Raw genomic sequence first — 25675 nt, 5'->3', positions numbered from 1 at the left:
GAATTTAGGCATCAATATCCGCATTTAACGCATTTTCTTCAATGAAAGCACGACGTGGTTCCACATCATCACCCATCAAACAAGAGAACATACGATCAGCTTCAATGGCATCCTGTACCGTTACTTGCAGCATGTTACGGTTCTCAGGATCCATTGTAGTTTCCCAAAGCTGTTCAGCATTCATCTCACCCAAACCTTTATAGCGCTGAATCATCATGCCACGGCGTGAGTCTTGTAGGATGTTTTGCCAAACCTGATGGAAGCTGCTCACTGGAATTTTGCGCTCGCCTTTTTGTAGGTAAGCACCCTCTTCCAATAATGTGAACCAACTCTTCGAATTTTTGAGTAAACGCGCATATTCACCTGAACCCAATAGACCTGAATCTAACAAGTATTGGTGCGGTAAATTATGAACATAGATGGTAATACGCGGGAAATAGGTCGCTGACTTATTGCCTTCAGTATCTTCATGCTCAAAAGTTTCTAAGCTTAATTCAGGACGTAGGCTAGGTTGAGTTTTCTCAATATTGGCACGTAGTTGCTCACCCCAAGTCTGTACATAGTCTTGGTTATTTGCTTGATCTAACTTAAAGCCTTCTACTGCCAATAAGCCATCCAACACACTTGCAGGATAACGTACAGTCAGACGATGCAAGCTCTTTTGAGAGGTTTGATAATCCGCAATCACACCCGCTAAAGCCTCACCACGAATGGCTGGCGCTTCTGCACTGATGTGTAATTCAAGCTCATCAATTGCATTTGAAATCAGGTAAGTCTCAAGCGCATCATTATCTTTGATGTACTGTTCTTGCTTGCCTTTTTTCAGCTTATACAACGGTGGCTGTGCAATATAAATATAACCACGTTCCACAAGTTCTGGCATTTGACGGAAGAAGAAGGTCAACAGTAACGTACGAATGTGCGAACCATCGACGTCGGCATCGGTCATAATGATGATTTTGTGATAACGCAGTTTATCTGGGTTATATTCCTCACGGCCAATGCCACAGCCTAAAGCGGTAATCAATGTTCCCACTTCTTGAGAAGAAATCATCTTGTCAAAACGTGCACGTTCCACGTTGAGGATTTTACCTTTAAGTGGCAAAATCGCTTGCATCTTACGGTTACGGCCCTGTTTTGCAGAACCGCCCGCAGAGTCACCTTCGACTAAGTAAAGTTCAGACAAGGCAGGATCTTTTTCCTGACAATCTGCCAATTTACCGGGCAAGCCCGCAATATCAAGCGCACTCTTACGACGAGTCATTTCACGTGCTTTACGCGCTGCATCACGCGCACGTGCTGCATCAATAATTTTGCCTGCAATCGATTTAGCAGCTTGTGGATTCTCTAAAAGATATTCAGAGAACGATTTATTCATGGCTTGTTCAACCGCAGTTTTCACTTCGCTCGACACCAATTTTTCTTTGGTTTGCGAAGAGAATTTTGGATCAGGCACTTTCACCGAAACAATTGCAGTTAAGCCTTCACGCGCATCATCACCAGAAACCGCCACTTTCTCTTTTTTGAGTAAGTTTTCGCTTTCCATGTAGCTGTTTAAGCCACGGGTTAATGCAGCACGGAAACCCGCTAAATGCGTACCGCCATCTTTTTGTGGAATGTTATTGGTAAAGCAACGAACATTTTCCTGATAAGAATCGTTCCACTGCAATGCAACTTCTACACCAATGCCATTATCGGCTTGAGTAGTGAAGTGGAAGATATCATTCAGATGGGTTTTGCCTTGGTTAATATATTTTACAAACTCAGACAAACCACCTTCATAGTCATAAACGTGTTCTAAATTGATACGTTCGTCACGTAGTACTATTCGCACACCTGCATTCAGGAAAGATAATTCACGTAAACGACGCGCCAAAATATCGACATTAAAAATCGTTTGACTGAAGGTTTCAGCACTTGGCCAGAAACGTATACGTGTACCTGTACGATCTGTCTCACCCACCACTTTTAATGGATACACGGAATCACCGTGTTTATATTCTTGCTGGTGGATTTGACCCGCACGATGAATAGTTAATTCGAGCTTGCTTGAAAGCGCATTCACCACGGATACACCTACACCATGTAGACCGCCGGAAACTTTATAGCTGTTATCATCAAATTTACCGCCCGCATGCAGAATCGTCAAAATCACTTCTGCTGCAGAAACACCTTCTTCCGGGTGAATGTCGGTAGGAATACCACGGCCGTTATCCGATACGCTTACAGATTCATCTTCATGAATGGTGACTTGAATTTCGTCACAATGACCTGCCAATGCTTCATCAATTGAGTTATCGACAACTTCAAACACCATGTGGTGTAGGCCAGTACCATCGTCAGTATCACCAATATACATGCCCGGACGCTTACGTACAGCGTCTAGACCACGTAATACTTTGATGCTAGAGGAATCATAAGCTTTTTCTATGGTTTGTTCTGTTTGAGAAGCAGCTTGATCTTCTGAACTCATGGTTTCTCCCTAGTGAAAAATAGGTCTATCCAAAGGTGGTATTTCATTGCACAACAGCCTGCACCGTACCATTTTCAACTTTGAATAATTGATAAGAAATAGATAAATCATGTAAGTGTTTTTGCACTGAATCATGGTCTAAAGTGGTAATAAAAACTTGACTACCAAGATGGCTTAAACGCTCAATTAAACGCTGTTGTGCGGTTAAATCTAATTCTGCTGTCAGATCATCTAATAATACCACAGTTTCCTTATTACAAGCATGTAGCATTGCAATCTGTGACAGTTTTAACGCCATGATCAATAACTTTTTTTGCCCACGAGAGAGCACAACATCAGCATCCCCCATAGCGGTTTTTAACCTTAAATCTGCACGGTGCGGACCATACTCGGTATAGCCACGCTCGCAGTCTTTAAAATGCTGATTGGTCAGATCATTCAACAGCCCTGTTTCGGCATGAAAGCCTGCATTGTATTCCAGTGTCACTGTTAAATCAGGCAATAAGGCTTCTAGATCTTGTTGAAAATATCGAATCCACTGTTCCACCACATTACTGCGCAGACTATGCAAGATCTCACCATAGTCACTGAGCATTTTGTTCCACGGTTCTAAGTCAGACAAACTCAAATGACGTCGTGATTTCAGCAAACTATTCCGCTGTTTTAATGCCCGTGCATAATATTGCCATGTATGGTAAAACTCCGGTTCCACGTGGAACATCAACCAATCTAAAAGTTGACGTCGTGGCTTCGCACCATGATCAATAATATCGGTACTTTGTGGGTCGATGAGTTGTAGCGGTAAAATCTTAGCCAACTGCCCTTGTGTCCCCACTAGGTCGCCATTGACTTTAATCACTTGCTCGCCCGACTGCATTTTTTGCATACCAATGCGGTCTGTTGCAGACTGCGCAAAGACAACAGCGTCAGGGCTATTATTTTGAATATAGTTTTTCGGAATATGGGTTCGAAAAGAACGTCCAGTTGCCAGCAAATGTACTGCTTCTAATACAGACGTTTTACCTGAACCATTTTGCCCATAAAAGACATTAAACGGCTGCAACCCTGAGAGTGCAACCGTCTTTAAATTTCGAACACGTTCTACATGTAAACGCGTGATATGCATAATAATTGAGACGTCAGTCCGAATTAAACACGCATTGGCATCACAACATAGGTTTGATCTTGTTGCTGTGGATCTTGTACCAATACCGACTGGTTCGCTTCTGTCATGGTCATTGCAACATCATCACCATCCAATACATTCAGAACTTCCAATAAGTACTGTGCATTAAACGACATTTCCATCGGTGCATCTGCATATTGAATCGCAAGATCTTCGATTGCTTCATCTTGCTCAGGGTTATTGGCACGAAGTTGTAAAGTGTCCGCATCAAACTTCAAGAATACGCCGCGCAATTTTTCATTACTTAAAATCGCTACACGTTGCAGTGATTGTTTAAATACATCATGTGCAATGAGCACGTTTTTATCGCCACCACGTGGAATCACACGGCGGTAGTCTGGGAATTTACCATCGATCAATTTTGTGGTGAAACGTACGGTAATATCACCCTGCTCTTTATCACGGCTGGCAATGGTAATTGTTACATTTAATAATTCACGACCAATTAACAACGATAATTGCTCGTCTTCAACACTCAATAGACGCTGCAATTCACCTACGGCTTTACGTGGAACAATCGCTTGCATTGCTTGTGTCGCATTCGAGCTTGCCGCTGTTTCACACATCGCCAAACGGTGACCATCGGTCGTTACTGCACGCAATTGATTTTCATCAATTTCAAGCAAAGTACCCGTCAAATAAAAACGCACATCTTGAACCGCCATGGCAAAAGATGTTTTCTCGAATAAACGCTTTAACTCACGTTGAGTCACACCAACTTGAGTGCCTTGAGTATTTTCAGTGGTTAATAATGGATAGTCTTCTGCAGGCAAAGTACCCAATACAAAACGACTGTTTCCAGATTTTAAAATACAACGTTGATCTTCAGTAATTTGCAAATCAATCAATGCCGCTGAAGGTAATGATTTACAGATATCCATCAATTTACGTGCAGGAACAGTCGTCACCCCTGCTTGTAAACATGCACCTTCAGTAAGTGGTGTGCTGGCAACCAGTTCCACTTCAAGATCCGAACCGGTAATGGTCAAAGCTTGCTCTGTTACCTGCACTTTTACATTGGATAAAATATTTAAGGTATGGCGACGTTCAACCGCTCCTACGACATGTGATAGAACATTCAGTAAGCTTTCTTTCGCGATTTTTAAACGCACGATACATTCCTCTAAAAACTGAAGACAGACAAAATAAATTAATTTTTTAGCAGTGTACTATGCGGCAGAATATACCGCATTGCAAGAACAGAATTTGAACAAAAAGACTTAACTTTGCAGCAGACGTTGCAAGTTTTTATAGTCCTCATTGAAGATTGGATCTTCTTCACGCAGGCTTTGTACTTTTTCACAGGCATGCATCACAGTACTGTGGTCACGGTTACCAAAAGCCATACCAATTTCAGGGAAACTATCCCCTGTCAGCTCACGTGCTAGCCCCATAGCCAACTGACGTGGACGTGCATAAATACGTGTACGTTTTGGGCCAACCAATTCTTTGAGTGGAATACGGAAATATTCACTCACCACACGCTGAATATTTTCAGTACTAATAGTACGTGCACGAATCGCCAACACATCTTTTAATGATTCACGCACCACATCTAGATCGATTGGGGTACCTTTAAAACGAGAAATGGCTACAACTTTATTCAGCGCACCTTCTAGTTCACGAACATTGGCAACCACTTGTTGAGCAATAAACAGCGCACAATTACGTGGAAGTTCCACGCCATTGCTTTCCGCTTTTTTCAGTAAAATTTCAATACGAGTTTCGATATCTGGTGGTTCAACACCCACCGATAAGCCCCACGAAAAACGTGAAACCAAACGTGGATCCAACTCAGTCAGTTCTTTTGGATAACGATCTGAGGTTAAAATGATTTGCTTAGATTCATCTAATAACGCGTTGAAGGTATAGAAAAACTCAACCAAGCTGGCCTCTTTACCCGCTAACAAATGAATATCATCCACCAATAACAAATCTAACGAACGACAGTTTTTCTTAAATTCTTCGACCTTACCTTGCTGTAACGAGCTCACAAAGTCTTGTACAAAACTTTCAGCCGTCATGTACATCACACGTGCATTCGGCTTCGCTTGCAATAATGCATTACCCACTGCTTGCATTAAGTGGGTTTTACCTAAACCTGTCGGCCCATACAAAAATAAGGGATTATGTTGTGAAGCACCGGGTTGTGTAAGTACTTTACGACAGGTTTCTGCCGCCATCTGATTGGAACGGCCTTCAACAAACAAGGAAAAGGTAAATAATGGGTTAAGCTGACGCTTACGGTTATTTTTTGAAGACGTCTCTTCTTTTTCTTTTTTAGGACGATTCGGTGCAGACACTTGCGGCGTTGACTCTAATGCTGCGGTGGTTGTTGCAGGTTGTTCAGCTGCAGATAAAATTGCACCAGGCCGTGAATCAACCAAAATCTCGACTTTACGTACCCGACCTTCAGACAACTGTTCCGCTAAAATAGAGATCAGTTCTAAATGGTGCTCTTGAATATAGCGTGTCCAATACGGATTCGGTGCATAGAGTTTTAGACTATCACCTGCATCTTCTGCCACTAGTGGGCGTATCCACATTGTATAGACATTTCCTGAAAGCTCTTGTCGCAAGCGAGTTAAGCAGTCTGTCCAAAGCATGTGAAACCCCTATTTCAGTCCATTGTACGAAAAAAATAACTCAACCCCGCCTTAGCGGGCAGCCATTCTAACCATCTTATCCACATCTGTCATGAACAAATCAGTCGAAATCGATCAAAAAAACGCAAATTGAGTTTAAATTTAAATTTAAATCACGTGTGGATAAGTTTATCCGCAAGCTGTGGATAAATTGTAGCACAAAGTTATCCACAAACTATCAAAATTATAAAAACATCGTTATCCACAATGTAATTATTTGTTTTTTAAATCTAAAAATGCGTTTTCCACAGAAAATATCAACACTAATAGTAATAAATTTAAATTTTAAAATTTGAATTTATTTATAAGATCGACCCATTCTGGGGATAACTTGATGGTTAGTTTAAATTCAAATTTAAATTCATAAAAACCAATTGACAAATTTGAGATTGTGGATAAATCTGTGAGTAAACTTGAAGATAACTTAAATAATTAATATATACAATGATTTAGTTTGTGGGTATTTTAATTTAAAACTTTCTGACTGATTTCTAATCCTTATACTATCTTGATATATCACAGCCTAGATTTTGAAAGAAAGCGTGTTTTTCATTGACAGCTCAAGCAATGAGCACTAAAATCGCGAACCTTTACTGAAAGATCATTTTTGGAGTTTCGATATGAAACGTACTTTCCAACCTTCTGAGTTGAAACGTAAACGCGTTCATGGTTTCCGTGCTCGCATGGCTACTAAAGCTGGCCGTCAAGTATTAGCGCGTCGTCGTGCAAAAGGTCGTCACAGCTTAACTGTTTAATTTCAGTTAAGACTGTCAAGACTTGGGTGTTATGACAACACTTTACGGCTTTAGCACAGATGTGCGAATACACTGTGCTGCCGATTATAAAAGTGTGTTCGATGGTGCGCTTTTTAAAGTGCATCAACCCCATTTCTTATTTCTAGCAAAAATCTCCGAACAGCCGAATAGCCGTTTGGGTATTGTTGTTGCTAAGAAAAAAGTGCGCCGCGCACATGAAAGAAATCGAGTAAAACGACTTGCACGCGAAAGTTTTCGCCTGCATCAACAGCAGTCTAATGTATTAGATATTGTCGTTATGCCAAAAATGGGCATAGAGGCGGTACCGAATGCAGAGTTGCATCAGCAATTACAATTTGCTTGGCAAAAATTGCAGCGCCTTGCAAATAAGCATAAAAAAATAGCTACCTCCCCACAAGCGTAGAGATGACCAATGGTTCGTTTACTGCATTGGCTCATTCGTTTCTATCAGATTGCGATTAGTCCTTTATTGGGACCACGCTGTCGTTATATTCCAACATGTTCTCAATATTCTTTGGAAGCAGTCCATCAACATGGTGCTGTACGTGGAGTGTGTCTAGCTGTTCAGCGTATTTGCCGTTGTCATCCTTGGGGCGGTTCAGGCTATGATCCTGTTCCATCAAAAGCAATTCGTTTTATTTCATTTCAGCAAATAGATTCTCAAACGCGTCACGTTGCTGTACCCTTTCGTGAACGTTTATTGAACCAAAATCACTCTAACCACTTGGGGTAATACCTATGCAACAATGGGCCAGGATTGCAATTCTAGGGGCCATGTTTGTTGTCGCATATTTGCTCATTTTGGCTTGGCAGAAAGATTATGGACATGCGGAACAAAAACCTCAGCAAAATGCTGCGGTGGTAACGCATGAAGTATCTGCCGATTTGCCAAATGGCCAGACAGCTACGGCTGCTACTGATGTGCCGCAAGCAAATAATGCTGCTACACAACAAACAACAGATGCCACTGCACCTGTTAGTCAACAGTTAATTTCAGTACAAACTGACCTTTACCATCTTTGGATTAATCCAAAGGGTGGCGATATTGTTCGTATTGAATTACTCAATCATGACAAAAATAAAGACAGCGACGAACCATTTGTAATGCTTGAAAGCGATGCAAAACGGACTTATGTTGCTCAGTCTGGCTTAATTGGTCTTAATGGCCCTGATAGTAATCCGAAAGGACGTCCAACCTATGAGATTGAAAAATCTTCATATACGTTAAATGACGCAAAAGCTGTGAAGGGTAAAGATGGCCAAACAGCAAAAGTTTTGTCAGTACCAATGGTTTATAAAACAGCAGATGGAGTAGAGGTTATTAAAACCTTTAACTTCACTGAAGGTGAATACCCTGTTGTCGTGAATCATAAAATCGTGAACCGCAGTGCTCAGAACTGGCAAGGTCAGATGTTTGGTCAGCTTAAACGCGACAACTCTGAAGATCCGGGTAAATCTGATCAAGGTATTTTCACTTTAGGTACATTCCTTGGTGGTGCATGGGGTTCGCCTGAAGAACATTACAACAAGCTTAAATTTGCTAACTTTAATGAAGAAAAATTGAATGTTGAAGCAACTGGCGGTTGGGTTGCAATGGTTCAGCATTACTTCGTGAGCGCGTGGATTCCTGGACAGATCAAATTAACGCAAGCCAATGGTCAACCGTATGCTGCGAAACTTGAGTCACGTAAATCTACTGATGATATGAACATCATTCAGTTCACATCACCTGCAATTAATGTTCCTGCAGGAACAGTGGCAGAAGTAGATGCAACGTTCTATTCAGGTCCAAAAATCCAATCTGAATTAAAAGAATTGGCAGTTGGTTTAAACCAAACTGTAGACTACGGTTGGTTATGGCCTATTGCGAAATTATTGTTTGTCGGTCTTGAGTTTTTCCACGGTTTAGTGGGTAACTGGGGTTGGTCAATTATTCTATTGACCATTCTGGTGAAACTGATCTTATGGCCATTGTCGTCGAAGAGCTACCGCTCTATGGCGAAAATGCGTGTGATTGCACCTGAAATGCAACGCATGAAAGAAGAGTTCGGTGAAGACCGTATGCGCTTCTCGCAAGAAATGATGGCATTGTATAAACGTGAGCAAGTGAACCCACTATCAGGTTGCTTGCCGTTATTGCTCCAAATGCCGATCTTCCTTGCTTTGTACTGGGTATTGATGGAGTCTGTTGAACTTCGTCATGCGCCATGGTTAGGTTGGATTCAAGATTTATCTGCGATGGATCCGTGGTTTATTTTGCCGCTATTAATGGGCTTAACCATGTTTATTCAGCAAAGTTTGAACCCACAACCGGCTGATCCAATGCAGGCGAAAGTCTTCAAAATCATGCCAGTGATCTTTACGGTATTTATGTTGTTCTTCCCTGCGGGCCTTGTGCTTTACTGGATCTGTAACAACAGTATTACTATTCTTCAACAAGGTTTGATTAACAAATCTGTTGAAAAAGAACGTTTAAAACGTGAAGCAGCTGACTCAGCAAACTAAGCATTGCTGATGGGCTGAATAAATCCGCTTAAGATGGTAATCTTAGGCGGATTTTTCTTTATCTGTCGTTTGAAAATTTTTAGGTAAATTTTATGTTAAACCGAACCACCATCGCAGCAATTGCCACACCGCCGGGTCGTGGTGGTGTCGGCGTGATTCGCCTGTCTGGTCCCAAATCTTATGCCATTGCAGAAGCATTAACGCAGCAATCCTTACCAGAAGCACGTTTTGCTGGTTTCCGTAAGTTTTATGATGCATCGAATGAAATCATGGATGAAGGTTTGGTGATTTGCTTTCCAAATCCGCACTCTTTTACGGGTGAAGATGTGGTGGAGCTTCAAGGTCATGGCGGCCCCGTTATTCAAAATGCATTATTGGCACGGTTACTTGAATTGGGTGCTATTGCTGCAAAAGCGGGCGAATTTTCAATGCGAGCCTTTGAAAATGGCAAAATGGACTTGGTGCAAGCCGAGGCGATTGCCGACCTGATTGATGCCACCTCACAAGCTGCTGCGCGTTCTGCGGTACGTTCATTACAAGGTGCTTTTTCGAGCAAGGTCAATACGGTGCTAGAAAAACTTATCCATTTGCGTTTGCATGTGGAAGCAGCGATTGATTTTCCTGAAGAAGAAATCGACTTTTTGGCGGATGGTAAGATTTTGGGCTTATTGGATGAAGTGGCAAGCTCGGTCCATGCTGTACAGCAGTCTGCTCGTCAAGGTCAGTTACTACGTGAAGGTTTACAAGTGGTGATTGCAGGTAAACCCAATGCAGGTAAGTCATCACTACTCAATGCTTTAGCGGGTGTTGAACGTGCGATTGTGACGGATATTGCGGGTACAACACGTGATGTTTTACATGAAAAAATCAGCCTCAATGGTTTGCCGATTACTTTGACCGATACCGCAGGTTTACGTGAAACTGGTGATATCGTCGAAAAAGAAGGGATTCGTCGCGCAATTAAAGAAATTGAGCAAGCTGACTTGTTACTTTTGGTCTATGACTTAAGTCAGGGCGAAGATCCACTACAATTGGCTCAAGCGTACTTTGCCGATCATATTGAACCGAAGCGTTTGATGTTAATTGGTAATAAATGCGATTTGACGGGATCTACCGCGGAAATGACCGATTTAAACGGTTTTCGACATATTCGCGTTTCGGCTAAACAAGAAACTGGCGTTCAAGCGCTTATTGATGCGATTACAGCGCATGCAGGCTTTCAACCAGAGGAAGATACCTTTATTGCTCGAACACGCCATTTAGACGCAATGAAGCGCACTCAGCGCTATCTTGCAGAAGCACGTGAGCAGTTGGTGGTTTATCATGCGGGTGAGTTGGTGGCTGAATCTCTACGTTTGGCGCAAAATGCCTTAGGTGAAATTACGGGCGATTTCAGTGCGGATGATTTACTCGGCAAGATCTTCGGATCGTTTTGTATTGGTAAATAAATGCGCTAAAAATATGAAAAAATCATGATTTGTTTTGCATGGATGCTTGCCGCTTGTTCTCAGGAGGAAGCGGCTTTAACTTCTGTTGATGATGTTGCAACATCAACACAGATACAAACTCAGCATCAAATGGATATAGATCCTAATCTTGCTAACGCTACTAAAGATACAAATTCTGAATTAAAAGCATATTTTATTCATGTCAAAATTTTATCTTTAGATGGCAACCATGATCCACAAACATCTGATGGTGGTGTGGTTTATTTTCATGTAACAACCAAACAGAATCCCAAAGAATCCTTTTTAAAACAATGGGAAGAAGATCCTGAAATGCAGGTTGACTATAAAAAAATGACCGCAATATCAAAAACTAAAAATTTGATTTTTACATTCAGGATCAAATAGATGAAATTCCTCCTGAACAGGCATGGATGTATAGAGAAGAAAATTAATCGTATCTAAGGGTTTCATACTGTAAATTTCTTCATCGATAAATTTTGATACAGTAAATATAAACACAGCAAGCCGACACCAATACAAAAGCCCAGTACCCCTGTGATTAAACCAAAATGATCAGATAAATAGCCGGCTGCAATAATTGGAATAATGGTGCCTAGATATCCAATAAATAAATAGGTCGAGATCACCGCAGCACGGTTTTGATTGTTGGTCATTTGATGAACTAAGCCAAATGCGCCTAAAAGCCCCAGGCCATGCCCTACACCGACTAGAATATCGCTAATAAAAAACAATGCACTCCAGTGTTGGGTCATACATAGCGCAAGGAGCGCATAGCTCAGTATTAATACCATTAAGCCGGTATTTACACATTTTGCAGAAGGAATCGATTTCGCCATAAATTGCACGACAGCGGAAACCAGCAAGATACTTGCAATGGCACTACCACTGACCAAAGGGCCATGCCATGGGATTGCATCTTTAACGAAAGAGGGTGCGAGTGATGCAAATAAGCTGAAGGAGCCAAATGCACAAAAGGCAGTCAGTCCGGCGATATAAAATCGTGAATGATCACGCTTTTCAGGCAATTCCAAATGTGGTGCCACTGAAAAAGGCTGTGGCTCAAAATTCGGTGTGCGAATAAAAAATAACCCTATTAAACACGCCGAACCACCAAAGATCACAGGGATATAAGGGGTGACTAAAGGTTGTTCCGAAAATTGGGCAATCACCCCACCAATAAATGGGCCAAGACCAAAACCAATCACGGTAATGATTGAACTCAGCTGCGGTGCATTATTTTTATGCTGTTCAGGAATGGTATAGACCAAGCCCAGCATGGCTGAAGTACTAATTAAACCCGAGGCAATCCCGATAATAAAGCGCCCGATAGATAACCACAGCGCATTACTGGCAAACACCGACAAGCTTAAACCTAAGATGATGCACGCCATACCGATTTGCAGGGTTCTTAAAAAACCAAAACTATTACTGGTACGACCTAAAAACAGCAAGGTCGCTAGGCAACCAAACATGTAGGCAACAAAGATATAGGTGATATGACTCGGCAGCAGTCCCCAAAGTTGCTGATAAATGGGATACAGAGGACTAGCTAGCGCTGTACCAATAGTGCCCATACAGAGTGCAAGGCTCACCATGATGAACGGTCGCCAAGAGGGAGATGTGGTCATTTTAAAGTCGCAGAGGTACAGCCAATAGGGTCAATATTGTGCTGCATGAGAAAGAAGGAAATATGGGCTCAGTTTAATGCCGATTGTTTTCCATGGTCAAATCACAGATGTAACTTTATCCATAGCGTTTAAGCAGTTTTACAAATTCTTCCAGTTCTACTTCATTGATTTCAACATCTTGAGGCAATACATGATGGCGTAAATGTGCTTCGATGAGTTCATTCATTAATCCATTTACAGCACCTTTGATGGCTGCAACCTGTTGTAAAACCTCGATACACCCTGCTTTGGGTTGCTGTAAAGCCAGTTCGACCGCATTGACCTGACCTTGTAGACGTTTAACCCGATTTAAAATCTTTTTGTCCTGATGTAAATGACTCAACACTTTCTCCCGAAAATAAATATACTATGGGGGAGTATATTTAAGCATAGAACCTAATGAAAACTTCCCCATCCATCCGAATTCATCATCATCAATTTGATGAAGGTAATCCACTCGCACAAAAACGGATCTTAATTGCCACCATTTTAACGGCAGTCATGATGTTGTTAGAAGTCATTGGCGGATGGATTTTTAATTCGATGGCATTATTGGCAGATGGCTGGCATATGAGTTCACATATGTTGGCATTAGGCTTGGCTTATTTTGCCTATCGTGCGGCACGCCACTATGCCCAAGACGCTCGTTTTAGCTTTGGGACTTGGAAAATTGAAATTTTAGCGGGCTATAGCAGCGCGATATTATTGATGGTCGTTGCTGCATTTATGGCCTTTCATTCGGTGGAACGCTTATTCAACCCGGTCCAAATTCATTATAACGAAGCAATCCCTATTGCGATTTTAGGTCTAATGGTGAACTTGATCTGTGCTTGGTTATTGCATGATGACCATCACCATCACCATCACCATCACCATCACCATCACCATCACCATCACCATCACCATCACCATCACCATCACCATCACCATCACCATCAAAGCCATGAGGAGCAGCATGATCATCATCACGATCTCAATCAGAAAGCAGCCTTCATGCATGTAGTTGCTGATGCGGTGACTTCAGTGTTGGCCATTGTGGCTTTATTTGCTGGAAAATGGATGGGCTGGGGATTTTTAGATGCGCTATTGGGGATTGCTGGTGCGGTACTTGTTGGTAAGTGGGCCATTGGGCTGATGAAAGAAACTGGACAAACATTACTGGATGCGGAAATGGATCACCCTGTCGTTGATGAGATTCGAGAGGTTTTAATGCAATTACCTGTCGACGTCGATGTAACTGATTTACATGTATGGAAAGTGGGTAAAGGTCAGTTTTCATGTATTGTGGCTTTAGAAACAAGTCAGGCATTGAGTGCAGATGAAGTGCGTCAAGCGCTGTCGATTCATGAAGAAATTGTACATGTGTCTGTTGAAATTAATTCACCTGATGCAGCTTAATATGTTCCACGTGAAACGGCATGTAGCTATTGCGTAATGAACTGAAAAAAGCCCAAGACTTTCAAGTGTTAAGGCTTAGAATGCTGAATCAATTAAATGTTGAAGTTGTTCGGTCTATGTTGAAAAAAATATGTGCGTTGGCGTTGAGTACCACCCTTTCGACTTTTGCTTTGGCAGATGCAGCACACGTTCAAAAGCTCTTGGCAGAAAAGCACCCCAGTTTAAAAATTGAAAATATTCAAAGTACCGAAATGCCGGGCATATATAGCGGTTTTATTGAAGATCAAGTTTTGTATTTGAGTGAAAATGCGGATTATGTGATTGCAGGATCTATGATCCGTTTAAAAGATCAAAAAAATCTGACCAAACAATTGATCCTCAGTCAGAAAAAAACTGAGTGGAATAAACTCCCATTAAAAGATGCGATTAAAACAGTCAGGGGAAATGGAAAGGGCCAAATCGCGATCTTTTCTGACCCAAATTGCCCATATTGTAAGAAGCTTGAAGTAGAACTGGCAAAACTCAATGATGTGACCATTTATACTTTTGTCACAGCGATAAAACCGCAGTCGTTGGCGCCATCGAAGCAGATTTTTTGTGAGTCAAACCCTGCTATGGCCTGGGATAATTTAATCAATAAGGGAATTCAACCGAAGTCAGCGAAAAGTTGTGCAAACCCGATTGATCGAAATTTAATATTAGCTAAAAGCTTAAAACTAGGTGGTACACCGGGAATCGTTTTTGCCAACGGTTCGATCTTAACTGGTGCTTACCCTGCTGCTGAATTAGAATCGATGTTAAAAGAGATCAAATAATTTCAGCTGTACGGCATGAATAAAATATAAAAAAAATACCCGTCTATAGGCGGGTATTTTAATGGTGCTATAAAAATTAGACGCGGGTTTTTTTCGTTACAAGGTTATAGATAAACAACACGATGATCGCACCAATGACGGAAGCGATAAATCCTGCAGCAGAATTTTCTCCATACAGACCTAATAAACGTCCGCCATAGGTCGCAAGTAAGGAACCTGCTATCCCGAGAATGGTGGTCATGATGAAACCGGCTTTGTCATCTCCAGGATGGATCGCACGTGCAATTAAACCCGCAATAAAACCAACAACAATCGCAACAATGAGTGACCACATAGTAACTCTCCTTTTGTTATCATGTATTTGTTTTTTACGACATGTTCAATCTTTATCTTTAATCAAAACTGCGCTGAGCTATAGCCTAAACATGCAAAAAACTGTTGTTTTTTTGTTCAAAATAGCCAAAAAAATAAAAAAAAAGTGGCCTTCGGCCACTCTTAAGTATGTGATCTTACTTAGAGACCAATTTCGCCAATAAATGGAATATGACGATATTTTTGATCATAGTCCAGACCATAACCCACGATAAATTTATCTTCGACTTCAAAACCTAAAAATTTCACTTCGAGTTCAATCTCACGACGTGAAGGCTTGCTAACCAAAGTACAAAGCTCGATTGAATTTGGATTGCGCGTCTGTAAAATTTCTAAAACTTTGCTTAAGGTATTTCCTGAATCGATAATATCTTCAACCACCAAGACATCTTTATCTTTAATGTCGCCGTCTAAATCTTTTAAGATTTTAACATCACGAGTAGATACGGTCCCACCGCCATAACTTGAAACGGTCATGAAGTCGAGTTCATGCGGTTTTGAAATTGCGCGGCAAAGGTCAGCCATAAAAATAACAGAACCGCGTAAAAGACCGATTAACACCAACTCTTTGTCGCTGTTAGCATAGTGTGCATCAATTTTTGCGCCAAGCTCTTTCACTTTAGCTTGAATTTCTTCAGTGGAAATCAGTACGCTCATTTGAACAGACATGGGTAGATACCTAAAAAAGCAAATCAAAAAAATAAAAAAGGTGTTGACTTGCAACACCTCTAAAGATGAACCAATTTTAATACATCTGGCTCGCAGATGCATCTTTTTTGCCGTTGAAAATGTAATCAGTTTTTCTTGGAAGTGCTGTCACGCTTGAGTAAGCACAAACAAGCGACGGCAATCAGTCCAATTTTCAACGCTGTTTTTCGTCTCGGTCGAGCCGTTTTATGCTTTGACATACGCACATTGTCCAAACACATAGGTGGCATGGATATTACGATCATCACCCATCAGCATGAGGGCAAATAAAGCATCTTCCAGATTTTTGGCACGTTGTTGACGTAAGGCTTGTAAAGCCGTGGCATTTAAATCGAGCACCACAAAATCTGCTTCTTTGCCCAAATCAAAGTTTCCAAGTTTGTCCTCTAGATCTAAGGCTTTTGCTCCCCCTAAAGTGGCATGGTACAGTGCTTCAAATGCGGACAGTTTATCGCCTTGAAGTTGTTGAACTTTGTAGGCTTCATTGATGGTTTGTAGTTGGTTAAATGAGGTGCCTGCGCCAATGTCTGTGCCTAAGCCGACTTTCACCTGTTTTTCCCATGTTTTCTTTAATGGAAATAAACCACTGCCTAGGAACAAGTTCGAGGTTGGACAAAACGCGATTGCAGAGTTGGTCTGATGCATACACTCCCACTCGGCATCTTCCAAATGCACGCAGTGCGCAAACACGGAACGTGATCCGGTCAGACCATAATGATGATAAACGTCCAAATAGCCGTTTTGCTCAGGGAATAATGATTTGACCCACGCGATTTCATTTTTATTTTCACTCAAATGCGTATGCACATAAACATCAGGATACTCGGCTTTTAGCTCCCCTGCCCGTGCCAATTGTTCAGGCGTTGAGGTTGGGGCAAAGCGAGGCGTGATGGCATACAGGTTACGGCCCTTGCCATGCCACTTTTCGATGAGTGCTTTGGAGTCGTTATAGCCACTCTCCGCGGTGTCACATAATGCTTCAGGGGCATGTCGATCCATCATGACCTTACCGGCAATTAAGCGCATCTGATGCTGTTCTGCAGCTTTAAATAAAGCATCGACCGATTGTGGATGAACGGTACAAAAAACAAGAGCTGTTGTGGTTCCGTTTTTGAGTAACTCGTTTACAAAGAACTGTGCAATTTGCTCTGCATAAGCCGGATCTTCAAATTGGATTTCAGTTGGAAAGGTATAGGTATCGAGCCATTCCAGTAGCTGTTCACCATAAGCCCCCATCATTTCCGTTTGTGGATAATGAATATGGGTATCGATGAAACCCGGAACAATCAATTGATCGGAATAATGCTGTACTTCAACCTGATCTGGGAGATGGTGTTGGCCCTCAGACCATGGACCGAACCATTGAATTTTTCCGGCTTGCGTAATTAGCAAACCATCTTCGAAATAGCGCACTTGGTCGTGAATTTCACGTGCTTGGGCAACTGTATTCTGAATATCTAGAAAGCGACCACGGATCGCTGTAGATGCGATAACAGAAGACATGACATACCTGCAGTTTAGAATTTTTTCGGTTGATTGTAGCCCAATTTGGTTCAAAATACCGTTAGAGTAATTGTGAAAATGTGTTCTAAAAAATAGAACAGTTGTTTATAAGTGATTCTGTTTTTTTGTTCATTGTATTTGATTTGAATAATACAAAAGCATTGAGCCGTGTACACTGCATCGATGAATGAATAAAGACTAACAGGTGCAGCGCTTGCTATATTGATCTCAAGAGCGCCCTTTAAAAAACGATAATGAACCCTTTAGTGAACATGAGCTATTCAGACCAATTAAAGCATAACCTGCTTCAGCATCAAGGTATCATGTAGATTTTACATACCCTGTATGCCATAGATACACAGGCTTATTTGGCTGCAGGTGTGGTTCGTAATTTGATTTGGTCACAGCGACATCAACAACACTATGCACTGGAAGGCACAGAAGTGGATGTGATTTATTATGCGGAACATGATGATGGAACACAGGGTCAAAGGATTCAACAGCAGATGCAGTTGGATTTTCCTCACATTCATTGGGATGTTACCAACAAGCGACAGTACACCAGTGGTATCGCTTGGAAAATGGCGAGCAAATACAGGCGCTCAAGTCGATTGAGCATGCCCTATCGTTGTGGCCAGAAACTGCCACTGCCATCGCTGTTAAATTGGATGATCAACAGCAAATACAGCTGATTGCTCCTTTGGGCTTAGATGATTTATTTGAATTAAATGTCCGCTGGAACCCACGTTTAGTCAGTCAGGCGACTTTTTTGCAGCGTGTGCAGCAAAAACAATTTTTACACCGCTGGCCGAAACTCAAACTCTTGATGATGCCTGAAGCTTAGTCCAAATTTTCGTTGCAGAATAAAAAAGCCTTCTCGAAAGAAGGCTTTTATTCATCTAAGTGTTTTATAACGTGGTTTCGTGGTACTTCTTGCTGTGTCGGATCGATAACCACGCAGTGATGGTTAAGGTCACCACAATAAAGCCGAGTGAAATCCAAATTGGCATGTGGAACACATCGAGCAACAGCATCTTAGCGCCAATAAACACTAGGATAATGCCTAGACCATACGGTAAGTAATGCATTTTCGATGCAGCACCAGACAAGAGGAAGAACATGGCACGTAGACCCAAAATCGCCATCAAGTTTGCCGTCAGTACAATGAATGGGTCAGAGGTAACCGCAAAGATTGCTGGGATTGAGTCAACCGCAAAAATCACGTCCGATGCTTCAACCAAGATCAACACTAAAAAGAGCGGCGTTGCCCACAAGACACCATTTTGACGAACGAAGAATTTATCTTCATGCATTTGAGGAGTAATACGCATGTGTTTACGTAGCCACTTCAAAATCGCCATATCTTCGATATCTTTGTCGTCTTCGTCTGAACCCTTAAGGAATTTAAAGCCGGTATACACCAAGAACGCACCGAAGAAGTACAGTACCCAAGAGAATTCTTGAACGAACCATGCCCCAATAAAAATAAAGATGGTACGCAGCACAATTGCACCAAGGACACCGTAGAGTAACAGTTTACGCTGCAAAGCAGGTGGAATGGCAAAGGCAGCAAAGATCATGAGCCAGACAAAAACGTTATCAATTGCGAGTGATTTCTCGAGCAGATAACCAGCGAAATATTCCATGACTTTGGTGTTTGCAACAGCGACACCAGCGGTTTGCTGTAAATAGAGCCACAATGCACCACCGAATAAGGTAGCCACAGAGACCCATGCAATACTCCAATAGGCAGCGGTTTTGACTTTGATTTCTTGGCCTTTGTTATTTTTAAAGCCTAAAAAGTCGATGAGTAGCATGATGGTGACTAAACCGAAAAATGCCAGATATAGCCATAAAGAGCCAATCGTTTCCATGTGTATTCTCCACATCTAACAACCAGCCATAAAAAAACCTCGACCAGTTGCCAGACGAAATAAAACGCCTGAGACAACATGATCAAGGTCTTGCCTACATCGTACTGTAATGATTTTCAGCAGCGATGCTCAGATACCGACTTTTTGCAAAGTGTAATGACGATATTCTGACACGTAAAACAAGGTTTACGTTTGGAGGAGGCTACTCCCCTTGTTCAAATTTTGTTTTGGACACTGTCCAAATATGCGGCAAAGCATGACAGTTTTTAGTACAAAGTGCAATCGGCAATTTGCGAATTCATTTAATGTGCCACACGAGGGTTAAAATCACCACGGTGTACTAACGCTAAGGCTAAAAGTGTGCCGATCACGGCGATGATTCCTCCGATCACACCAATATAACTCAAACCGAAATGAACGCTGACGATACCGCCCAAGAGTGCACCACCGCCAATCCCGACATTATAAAGTCCTGAATAGATAGCCATGGCGACATCGGTGGCGTCGGATGCGAGATGTAGTGTCTTTGACTGTAATGCGAGACTAAATCCAATGATACTCATGCCCCACAATAAGCACACTGCACTTACACCTGCAAAACTCAAAGAAACAGGAAGCAACAGCAGCATCGATAAAGCTAGTGTGGCTGTACTCAAAGGAATCGCAACTTTGGGATATTTCCCACCAAATTTCCCAAAGAGATAAGATCCCAGAAAGCCTGCTGCACCAAAGATTAATAACAAGGCTGTGGTTTGCATGGAGCTGAACGCAGCAATGTTAAGTGAAAACGGCTCGATATAGCTATATGCAGTAAATTGCGCACTAATCACGATAATGGTTAATACAAACACCATCATTAAGCTTGGACGACGAATAAACTGTTTTAGGCTGCTCAGCGAGCCAGAGTTCAAACTCGGCAGTATTGGCAGCGTTTTGGCTAAAATCAGGCAAACGATACTGGCGCCAATGCCAATCAGAGCAAAGGTATTTCGCCAACCATAGGCTTCTCCAACCATCCGCCCAAACGGAATACCGAGAACCATTGCCAAAGCTGTGCCTGTGGCTAAAAGACCCAAGGCCTGAAATTCTTTGCCTTTCGGCGCAACACGAACTGCCAGTGATGCGGTAATTGACCAAAAAAGTGCATGTGAGAAGGCAATGCCGATTCGACTGAGCAATAAGGTATTAAAGCTCCATGCGAAATACGACAGAACATGGCTGATAATAAACACTATAAATAAACAAATCAGGAGCGAGCGACGTTCAATATTTTTGGTCAATAACATGATCGGCAAAGAAATCGGCGCAACCACCCATGCATACAGCGTAATCATGATACCGACATCGGTTGCGGCTAAGCTAAAGGTTTTGCCAATATCGCTGAGCAACGCGACAGGTACAAATTCAGTGGTATTAAAAATAAATGCTGCGAAAGCCAAAGCAATCACAGCCGTCCAAGAGCCAGAAAAAGCCGTTTCGGAGGGAGAGGCAGACATGAGTGTCTTCAAATAAAAAAAAGTGGCATATTTTACTATGCTGTATACACAAGCAGGAACCGATTTAAGCCCTGTACATGCGGTTTAAATTAATACAAAAACAACAGAGTTGACCTGCATTACATGCCAATTTATAAAAAAATGGAGGAAATTTAAGATGTTTGTACAACAAGATGATGATCAAAAAAAAGGAGCTTTATTTGTTGAGCAAGATGGGGAGCGTTTGGCAGAGATGACTTACTCATGGGCAGGCGATGATAAATTTATTATTGATCATACCGATGTCAGTGATAGCTTGCGAGGACAAGGTGTTGGACGACATCTCCTCGATGCAGCAGTGAATTTTGCTCGGGAAAAGAACGTGAAAATTATTCCACTCTGCCCTTTGCAAAATCTGTATTTGATAAAGATGAATCGATTCGTGATGTTCTACGCTAAATTGTACAGCGTGATGTAGATTAATCATTTGGATAAATAAAAACAGCCTGATCGTATTGCGATCAGGCTGTTCTTTTATTTGAAATCTAATTGTGAAATTGAATTAAGATCGTGATTTATACAGCGATACAACCAAGCATGCTGCAGCAATGAGTAATACAAAGATGGCGACAAGATAAAGGTCCATAATAAAAATATCCGGCAAGTGTGATTTAATTGTTTTTTAATTAATGTGAAAGGTGTACGGATTTATTATCACCTACAGTTGAATATAGGTCGTTTAAGTTCTGTACCGATCACTTTCTCGTTTGTTACACGGTGTATTTTTTCATAAAAAGGAAGAAAAAACAGTGACTATGCAACATCAAGATAACGGTCAAAAAGGTGAATTTTTTCAGTTAAATGCTGAGGGTATACGCCTCGCAGAAATGAGTTACTTATGGCGTGATGAACACACTATTGTGGCAAATCACACGTGGGTAGATGATTCCTTACGTGGGCAAGGGGTTGCTCGTGTGTTATTGGATCATTTGGTGGAATTTGCTCGTGACAAACACTTAAAAATTATCCCAACCTGTTCTTATGTAGAGGTGATGTTTCGCCGAGACAAGACATTAGCCGATATTCAAGCCTAAAAAAGCCCGCGATGCGGGCGTTTTATCAGTATGAAAATTTAAAAACTGCGTTGTGCTCAATTGAGCTTGAGTTTCAACAGCGTTGATGGTGTTTTGACGATATGTGGCCACAATTGGAACAAAATTGAGCAGATCAATATTCCTAAAACCAAGCTTAAACACATGATATTTAATAAAGCAAAATCATTCAGCACAAAATAAATACTGCCAATGGTCATCATCATCAGTAAATAAATAAGATAGTGAGGAATCACGGTGCGCAGTGTTATTCCTAAGATAAGCGAGCAAATCACGACATTTAAAAAATCTGAAATGCCAAAATTATTCAGGATGATTAAGGCAGCAAAATATACACAAGTGATCGATAAAAATATGAATAAATTTTTGAGCATGGGAGACCTCTATATTCATCCTCAAAGAGGAATCGTTTCATTGTTTTAATATGTATAAGTTTAAAAAAATGAAGGTGATATCGGTATACGTGATCTTGGTTTTGTGTTGTAAGTTAAAAAGCACATTTGATTAAAAAATATACAAATATTTACTCATCCTGTAGCGCTTTCTACGTTAAAATCGTGCAAATACTTTAAGAATAAACACAATGATACAACTCTGTTATGCCAGTACACGTGTAGAACAACAATTTGATTTAATACAAGATTTAAGTGATATTTTGGTAAGAGCCCGCAGCTTCAATAACGAACAGCGTATTTTTGGCGTGCTGTACTATGCCGAAGGCCGGTTCTTCCAATGCCTGCAAGGTGAGCAAGCGGCTCTCGAACAGCTTTTTCAGCATATTACGAAAGATACTCGCCATAGGGATATTGTGCGTTATCCTGATCAAAATATTGATCAAATCGATTTTTCAAAATGGTCGATGAAATATGTCAACCGACATAGTGAAATTGCTAGTTTGTTTCAGCGCTTTGGATATTCAAGCTTTCAACCCGACGTGCTCAATCTAGAACAAATTCAGGCGTTTTTAACGACATTGTTAAGATTAGAGAATGTTGAACAGCCGGTTAAGCTGGATTTAGGCTATAAAAACCGAGGCTATCAGCATTATTTTTAAGCTGAGTGTGAATAAAAAAAAAGCCCGCGCAGCGGGCTTTTTTTTATTTTATCTAGTGGGTTTAGGCTTTTAATGCACTGATCAACTTCTGATGTAAACCACCAAAACCGCCATTCGACATAATCACCACAGCATCGCCCTCGCCTGCCTCGCTTACGATGGTTTGGATGATGTCATCCAGTGAACGTGCCACGACAGCTTTATTCGCAGCAGCTTCAATCACGGGTTGTAGATCCCAATCCAAACCTTCAGGTTGATACCAAATCACTTCATCCGCTAAGCGTGCAGAATGTGCAAGGCCATCTTTATGGCTACCCATGCGCATGGTATTAGAACGTGGCTCGATCACCGCCCAAAGCTTACGTTGACCCAGACGCTTACGCGCACCTTCTAACGTGGTATCAATCGCCGTTGGGTGATGTGCAAAGTCGTCATAAACTTCAATGCCACGGACTGTGCCCAAAAGCTCCATACGACGTTTGACACCGCCAAAGTTTGAAAGCGCTTCACACGCCATTTCAATCGAAACACCGACATGTTCAGCCGCAGCAATGGTTGCCAAAGCATTGGCTACACTGTGTTGCCCAGTCATATTCCATTTGACTTCGCCTTTCACAACACCATGCTGTAGCACTTTGAAATGTGAACCGTCAGCAGACAATTGTTCTGCATACAATTCAGATTTGTCATTGGCATCTAAAGATGTACGCACGACAGGTGTCCAGCAGCCCATTTCCAAGACTTCATCAATATTTGTTTCAGTGATGGGCGCAATGATACGGCCTTCACTTGGAATAGTACGAACCAGATGATGGAATTGCTTTTGAATCGCCGCCAAGTCATCGAAGATATCGGCATGGTCAAATTCAAGGTTATTTAAAATTGCTGTTTTAGGATGGTAATGCACAAACTTAGAACGTTTATCGAAGAATGCGGAATCGTATTCATCGGCTTCTACACAGAAATATTGACCACCGCCTAAACGTGCACTTTCACTAAAGCCTAAAGGTACGCCGCCAATCAAGAAGCCTGGATTTAAACCTGCTTGATCGAGCACCCACGCCAGCATGGTTGTGGTTGTGGTTTTACCATGTGTGCCTGCAACACCTAACACATGTTTGCCTTGTAGGACGTGGTCTGCAAGGAACTGTGGGCCAGAAATATAAGGCAGGCCTTCGTTCAACATGTATTCCACAGCATCAATACCACGTTTCATAGCATTGCCGACAATCACGAGATCTGGATGTGGTTGAAGATGGCTACGGTCATAGCCTTGCATTAAGGTAATGCCTGCATTTTCCAATTGGGTAGACATTGGTGGGTAAACGTTTTGGTCTGAACCCGTGACCTTATGTCCTAAATCGCGCGCCAAGAGCGCCAATGAACCCATAAAGGTGCCACAAATACCCAAGATATGCAGATGCATTCGTTCTAACTCCACTGCTTTTATCGACACATCACTTTGTTATTGTGGTGTTGTCATTATAGATTTGGTTGAAAAAGTTAATTTCATTTGAGAGCAACCATAGCAAGGGTCTTAGGGAAAAGATAGATTTTTTTGTATGAGATCGTGCAAAAAGATTGAGCTCGTAACTGATCAAATGTACGCAATTTTCTTGAGGATAAAACACGGAAAATAGGCGCGAAATCGTGATGAAAAACGTACAATATGCGCAATTTTTTGCGATCTTGATTGCTTATGTCACTTGCCCTGTTTTTATTGATTATTTCCAACTGTTTTATGACTTTGGCCTGGTATGGGCATTTGAAGTTTTTACATGATGCACCGCTTTGGCAAGCGATTTTATTTGGATGGGCGATCGCGTTACTCGAATATAGTTTTATGATTCCAGCAACGCGACTGTTGGCCAAACATGGGTGGTCATTGGGTCAAATGAAAATCACACAAGAAGTCGTGACGCTATTGGTCTTCGTTCCATTTATGATTTTCCTTTTTAAACAACCCTTTAAGTTGGACTATTTGTGGGCAGGTTTATGCCTTTTTGGATGTGTCTATTTCGTGTTTCGCAGTGCTTAACTGATCCAATGCTGCATGGCTCTGATCATTTAAGTGAGGCGTGTTTGCAGGCATTTTTGAGGACTTTACTAAACTCACGGTCTCGTGGAGTGGGATCTTCATAGTCAAAGGCATAATCACTCTCATTGGTTAGTACAGTCTTTGACCGTCTGCTTCAAAGTCCATGAGTGCAAAACCAAAGCTTTGGTCATCACAATACACACGATATTCTGAAATTGAATACATGTTATCACGGCCATCATCTGCTTTGTAATAGCCTGTCATCTTGAACGACTCACGTTCATCAATGATCGATTTGCCAGTGACTAAAAATTTTTCGTGGATGTAGCCATTACTCTTAATCTGGCTGTTATAGCCTTTTTGTTTCTGTAAGAGGTTAAATTCTATTTCAAATTGGCTGGTATTGAGTTGAACCAGTTGGGCAAAACTCTGAGAGCTTAAGGCTAAAGTGAGCAGGATGAAGATCTGTTTCATCTTTAAAGTGTCTTATAAATATTGATTTAATAAAAGTTTTTATAAAATTGAAAAAAATAAAAAGAATTTTATAAAAATATTATGGAGTTTTCTCTTTAAAGACAACCGTTAAATTTTATCAAATGGAGCTT

General features: G+C 41.5%; 25 protein-coding genes and 2 pseudogenes. 14 read left to right on the top strand and 13 right to left on the bottom strand.

The genetic code is table 11. The features are described from left to right. Positions 1-4 precede the first annotated feature (4 nt). The 4 genes from gyrB to dnaA form a co-directional block, all read right to left on the bottom strand. A complete protein-coding gene (gene gyrB / locus AVJ20_RS14460) occupies positions 5-2473 on the bottom strand; it encodes a DNA topoisomerase (ATP-hydrolyzing) subunit B (protein ID WP_078194446.1) in 2469 nt (822 codons plus the stop codon). 43 nt (positions 2474-2516) lie between these two features. Further along, positions 2517-3599, bottom strand: coding sequence for a DNA replication/repair protein RecF (recF, locus tag AVJ20_RS14455; protein WP_078194447.1), 1083 nt, complete (start codon positions 3597-3599; stop codon positions 2517-2519). 23 nt (positions 3600-3622) lie between these two features. After that, on the bottom strand, positions 3623-4771 hold the full coding sequence (gene dnaN, locus AVJ20_RS14450; RefSeq protein ID WP_111885712.1) for a DNA polymerase III subunit beta: 1149 nt from the start codon (positions 4769-4771) through the stop codon (positions 3623-3625). 108 nt (positions 4772-4879) lie between these two features. Next, a complete protein-coding gene (gene dnaA, locus AVJ20_RS14445) occupies positions 4880-6265 on the bottom strand; it encodes a chromosomal replication initiator protein DnaA (RefSeq protein ID WP_111885711.1) in 1386 nt (461 codons plus the stop codon). Positions 6266-6924: 659 nt separating this feature from the next. Here dnaA and rpmH point away from each other — a divergent pair. From rpmH to AVJ20_RS14415, 6 genes are all read left to right on the top strand, one after another. Continuing rightward, positions 6925-7059, top strand: a complete 135-nt coding sequence (gene rpmH, locus AVJ20_RS14440) for a 50S ribosomal protein L34 (protein ID WP_000831329.1) — start codon at positions 6925-6927, stop codon at positions 7057-7059. Between the two features lie 31 nt (positions 7060-7090). Beyond that, positions 7091-7483, top strand: a complete 393-nt coding sequence (rnpA, locus tag AVJ20_RS14435; protein ID WP_078189509.1) for a ribonuclease P protein component — start codon at positions 7091-7093, stop codon at positions 7481-7483. A gap of 9 nt (positions 7484-7492) precedes the next feature. Then, complete coding sequence (gene yidD / locus AVJ20_RS14430) at positions 7493-7813, top strand: membrane protein insertion efficiency factor YidD (RefSeq protein WP_111885710.1); 321 nt, start codon at positions 7493-7495, stop codon at positions 7811-7813. A gap of 5 nt (positions 7814-7818) precedes the next feature. Then, entirely contained in the window at positions 7819-9585 is a 1767-nt protein-coding gene (gene yidC, locus AVJ20_RS14425; RefSeq protein ID WP_078194451.1) for a membrane protein insertase YidC, read from the top strand. 92 nt (positions 9586-9677) lie between these two features. Next, a complete protein-coding gene (mnmE, locus tag AVJ20_RS14420) occupies positions 9678-11033 on the top strand; it encodes a tRNA uridine-5-carboxymethylaminomethyl(34) synthesis GTPase MnmE (protein WP_111885709.1) in 1356 nt (451 codons plus the stop codon). A gap of 24 nt (positions 11034-11057) precedes the next feature. After that, positions 11058-11438: a hypothetical protein gene (locus tag AVJ20_RS14415; RefSeq protein WP_111885708.1), complete on the top strand. Its 381-nt coding sequence runs from the start codon at positions 11058-11060 to the stop codon at positions 11436-11438. 62 nt (positions 11439-11500) lie between these two features. On the opposite strand, the gene AVJ20_RS14410 is transcribed toward AVJ20_RS14415, so the two are convergent. Both AVJ20_RS14410 and AVJ20_RS14405 read right to left on the bottom strand, forming a co-directional pair. Further along, the gene (locus tag AVJ20_RS14410; RefSeq protein ID WP_228157221.1) at positions 11501-12682 is read right to left on the bottom strand and encodes an MFS transporter; all 1182 of its coding nucleotides are present in this window, start codon (positions 12680-12682) and stop codon (positions 11501-11503) included. 115 nt (positions 12683-12797) lie between these two features. Beyond that, on the bottom strand, positions 12798-13064 hold the full coding sequence (locus tag AVJ20_RS14405; protein ID WP_111885722.1) for a metal/formaldehyde-sensitive transcriptional repressor: 267 nt from the start codon (positions 13062-13064) through the stop codon (positions 12798-12800). A gap of 56 nt (positions 13065-13120) precedes the next feature. Here AVJ20_RS14405 and dmeF point away from each other — a divergent pair, with 56 nt between their 5' ends. Continuing rightward, positions 13121-14119 (top strand): CDF family Co(II)/Ni(II) efflux transporter DmeF, encoded by a 999-nt coding sequence (gene dmeF, locus AVJ20_RS14400; RefSeq protein ID WP_111885706.1) that lies wholly within the window; start codon positions 13121-13123, stop codon positions 14117-14119. Between the two features lie 116 nt (positions 14120-14235). Continuing rightward, entirely contained in the window at positions 14236-14934 is a 699-nt protein-coding gene (locus AVJ20_RS14395) for a DsbC family protein (protein ID WP_111885721.1), read from the top strand. A gap of 76 nt (positions 14935-15010) precedes the next feature. On the opposite strand, the gene AVJ20_RS14390 is transcribed toward AVJ20_RS14395, so the two are convergent. From AVJ20_RS14390 to guaD, 3 genes are all read right to left on the bottom strand, one after another. After that, positions 15011-15268, bottom strand: coding sequence for a GlsB/YeaQ/YmgE family stress response membrane protein (locus AVJ20_RS14390; RefSeq protein WP_078189516.1), 258 nt, complete (start codon positions 15266-15268; stop codon positions 15011-15013). A gap of 179 nt (positions 15269-15447) precedes the next feature. Then, complete coding sequence (gene hpt / locus AVJ20_RS14385; RefSeq protein ID WP_078194457.1) at positions 15448-15975, bottom strand: hypoxanthine phosphoribosyltransferase; 528 nt, start codon at positions 15973-15975, stop codon at positions 15448-15450. 225 nt (positions 15976-16200) lie between these two features. Further along, positions 16201-17517 carry a guanine deaminase gene (guaD, locus tag AVJ20_RS14380; RefSeq protein ID WP_111885705.1) on the bottom strand — a complete coding sequence of 439 codons (1317 nt, stop codon included), beginning with the start codon at positions 17515-17517 and terminating at the stop codon, positions 16201-16203. Positions 17518-17897: 380 nt separating this feature from the next. Here guaD and AVJ20_RS14375 point away from each other — a divergent pair. Continuing rightward, positions 17898-18361: pseudogene (locus AVJ20_RS14375) on the top strand (nucleotidyltransferase family protein). 64 nt (positions 18362-18425) lie between these two features. Here the strand turns inward: AVJ20_RS14375 and AVJ20_RS14370 are convergent. Both AVJ20_RS14370 and AVJ20_RS14365 read right to left on the bottom strand, forming a co-directional pair. Continuing rightward, positions 18426-19391: a TerC family protein gene (locus tag AVJ20_RS14370; RefSeq protein ID WP_078189519.1), complete on the bottom strand. Its 966-nt coding sequence runs from the start codon at positions 19389-19391 to the stop codon at positions 18426-18428. 302 nt (positions 19392-19693) lie between these two features. Next, complete coding sequence (locus AVJ20_RS14365; RefSeq protein WP_111885704.1) at positions 19694-20887, bottom strand: sugar transporter; 1194 nt, start codon at positions 20885-20887, stop codon at positions 19694-19696. 157 nt (positions 20888-21044) lie between these two features. Here AVJ20_RS14365 and AVJ20_RS14360 point away from each other — a divergent pair. From AVJ20_RS14360 to AVJ20_RS14345, 4 genes and pseudogenes are all read left to right on the top strand, one after another. Next, positions 21045-21325: pseudogene (locus tag AVJ20_RS14360) on the top strand (GNAT family N-acetyltransferase). A gap of 350 nt (positions 21326-21675) precedes the next feature. Continuing rightward, positions 21676-21960, top strand: a complete 285-nt coding sequence (locus AVJ20_RS14355) for a GNAT family N-acetyltransferase (RefSeq protein WP_111885720.1) — start codon at positions 21676-21678, stop codon at positions 21958-21960. A 255-nt stretch (positions 21961-22215) separates the two neighbouring features. Continuing rightward, on the top strand, positions 22216-22401 hold the full coding sequence (locus tag AVJ20_RS18385) for a hypothetical protein (RefSeq protein WP_162689776.1): 186 nt from the start codon (positions 22216-22218) through the stop codon (positions 22399-22401). A 160-nt stretch (positions 22402-22561) separates the two neighbouring features. Next, positions 22562-23032, top strand: a complete 471-nt coding sequence (locus AVJ20_RS14345) for a BLUF domain-containing protein (RefSeq protein WP_111885702.1) — start codon at positions 22562-22564, stop codon at positions 23030-23032. A 61-nt stretch (positions 23033-23093) separates the two neighbouring features. Here the strand turns inward: AVJ20_RS14345 and mpl are convergent, their stop codons facing one another. Then, positions 23094-24458: a UDP-N-acetylmuramate:L-alanyl-gamma-D-glutamyl-meso-diaminopimelate ligase gene (gene mpl / locus AVJ20_RS14340; RefSeq protein WP_111885701.1), complete on the bottom strand. Its 1365-nt coding sequence runs from the start codon at positions 24456-24458 to the stop codon at positions 23094-23096. A gap of 273 nt (positions 24459-24731) precedes the next feature. On the opposite strand from mpl, the gene AVJ20_RS14335 reads away from it, so the two are divergent. Beyond that, on the top strand, positions 24732-25070 hold the full coding sequence (locus AVJ20_RS14335; RefSeq protein ID WP_078189529.1) for a DMT family protein: 339 nt from the start codon (positions 24732-24734) through the stop codon (positions 25068-25070). A 129-nt stretch (positions 25071-25199) separates the two neighbouring features. On the opposite strand, the gene AVJ20_RS14330 is transcribed toward AVJ20_RS14335, so the two are convergent. Further along, the gene (locus AVJ20_RS14330; protein WP_228157220.1) at positions 25200-25544 is read right to left on the bottom strand and encodes a hypothetical protein; all 345 of its coding nucleotides are present in this window, start codon (positions 25542-25544) and stop codon (positions 25200-25202) included. Positions 25545-25675 lie beyond the last annotated feature (131 nt).

The sequence above is a fragment of the Acinetobacter sp. CFCC 11171 genome, assembly GCF_003268405.1.
Taxonomy (GTDB): Bacteria; Pseudomonadota; Gammaproteobacteria; order Pseudomonadales; family Moraxellaceae; genus Acinetobacter; species Acinetobacter amyesii.
The sequence above is the reverse complement of the archived record's forward strand: the minus strand, read 5'-3'. Positions and strand labels throughout refer to the sequence as shown.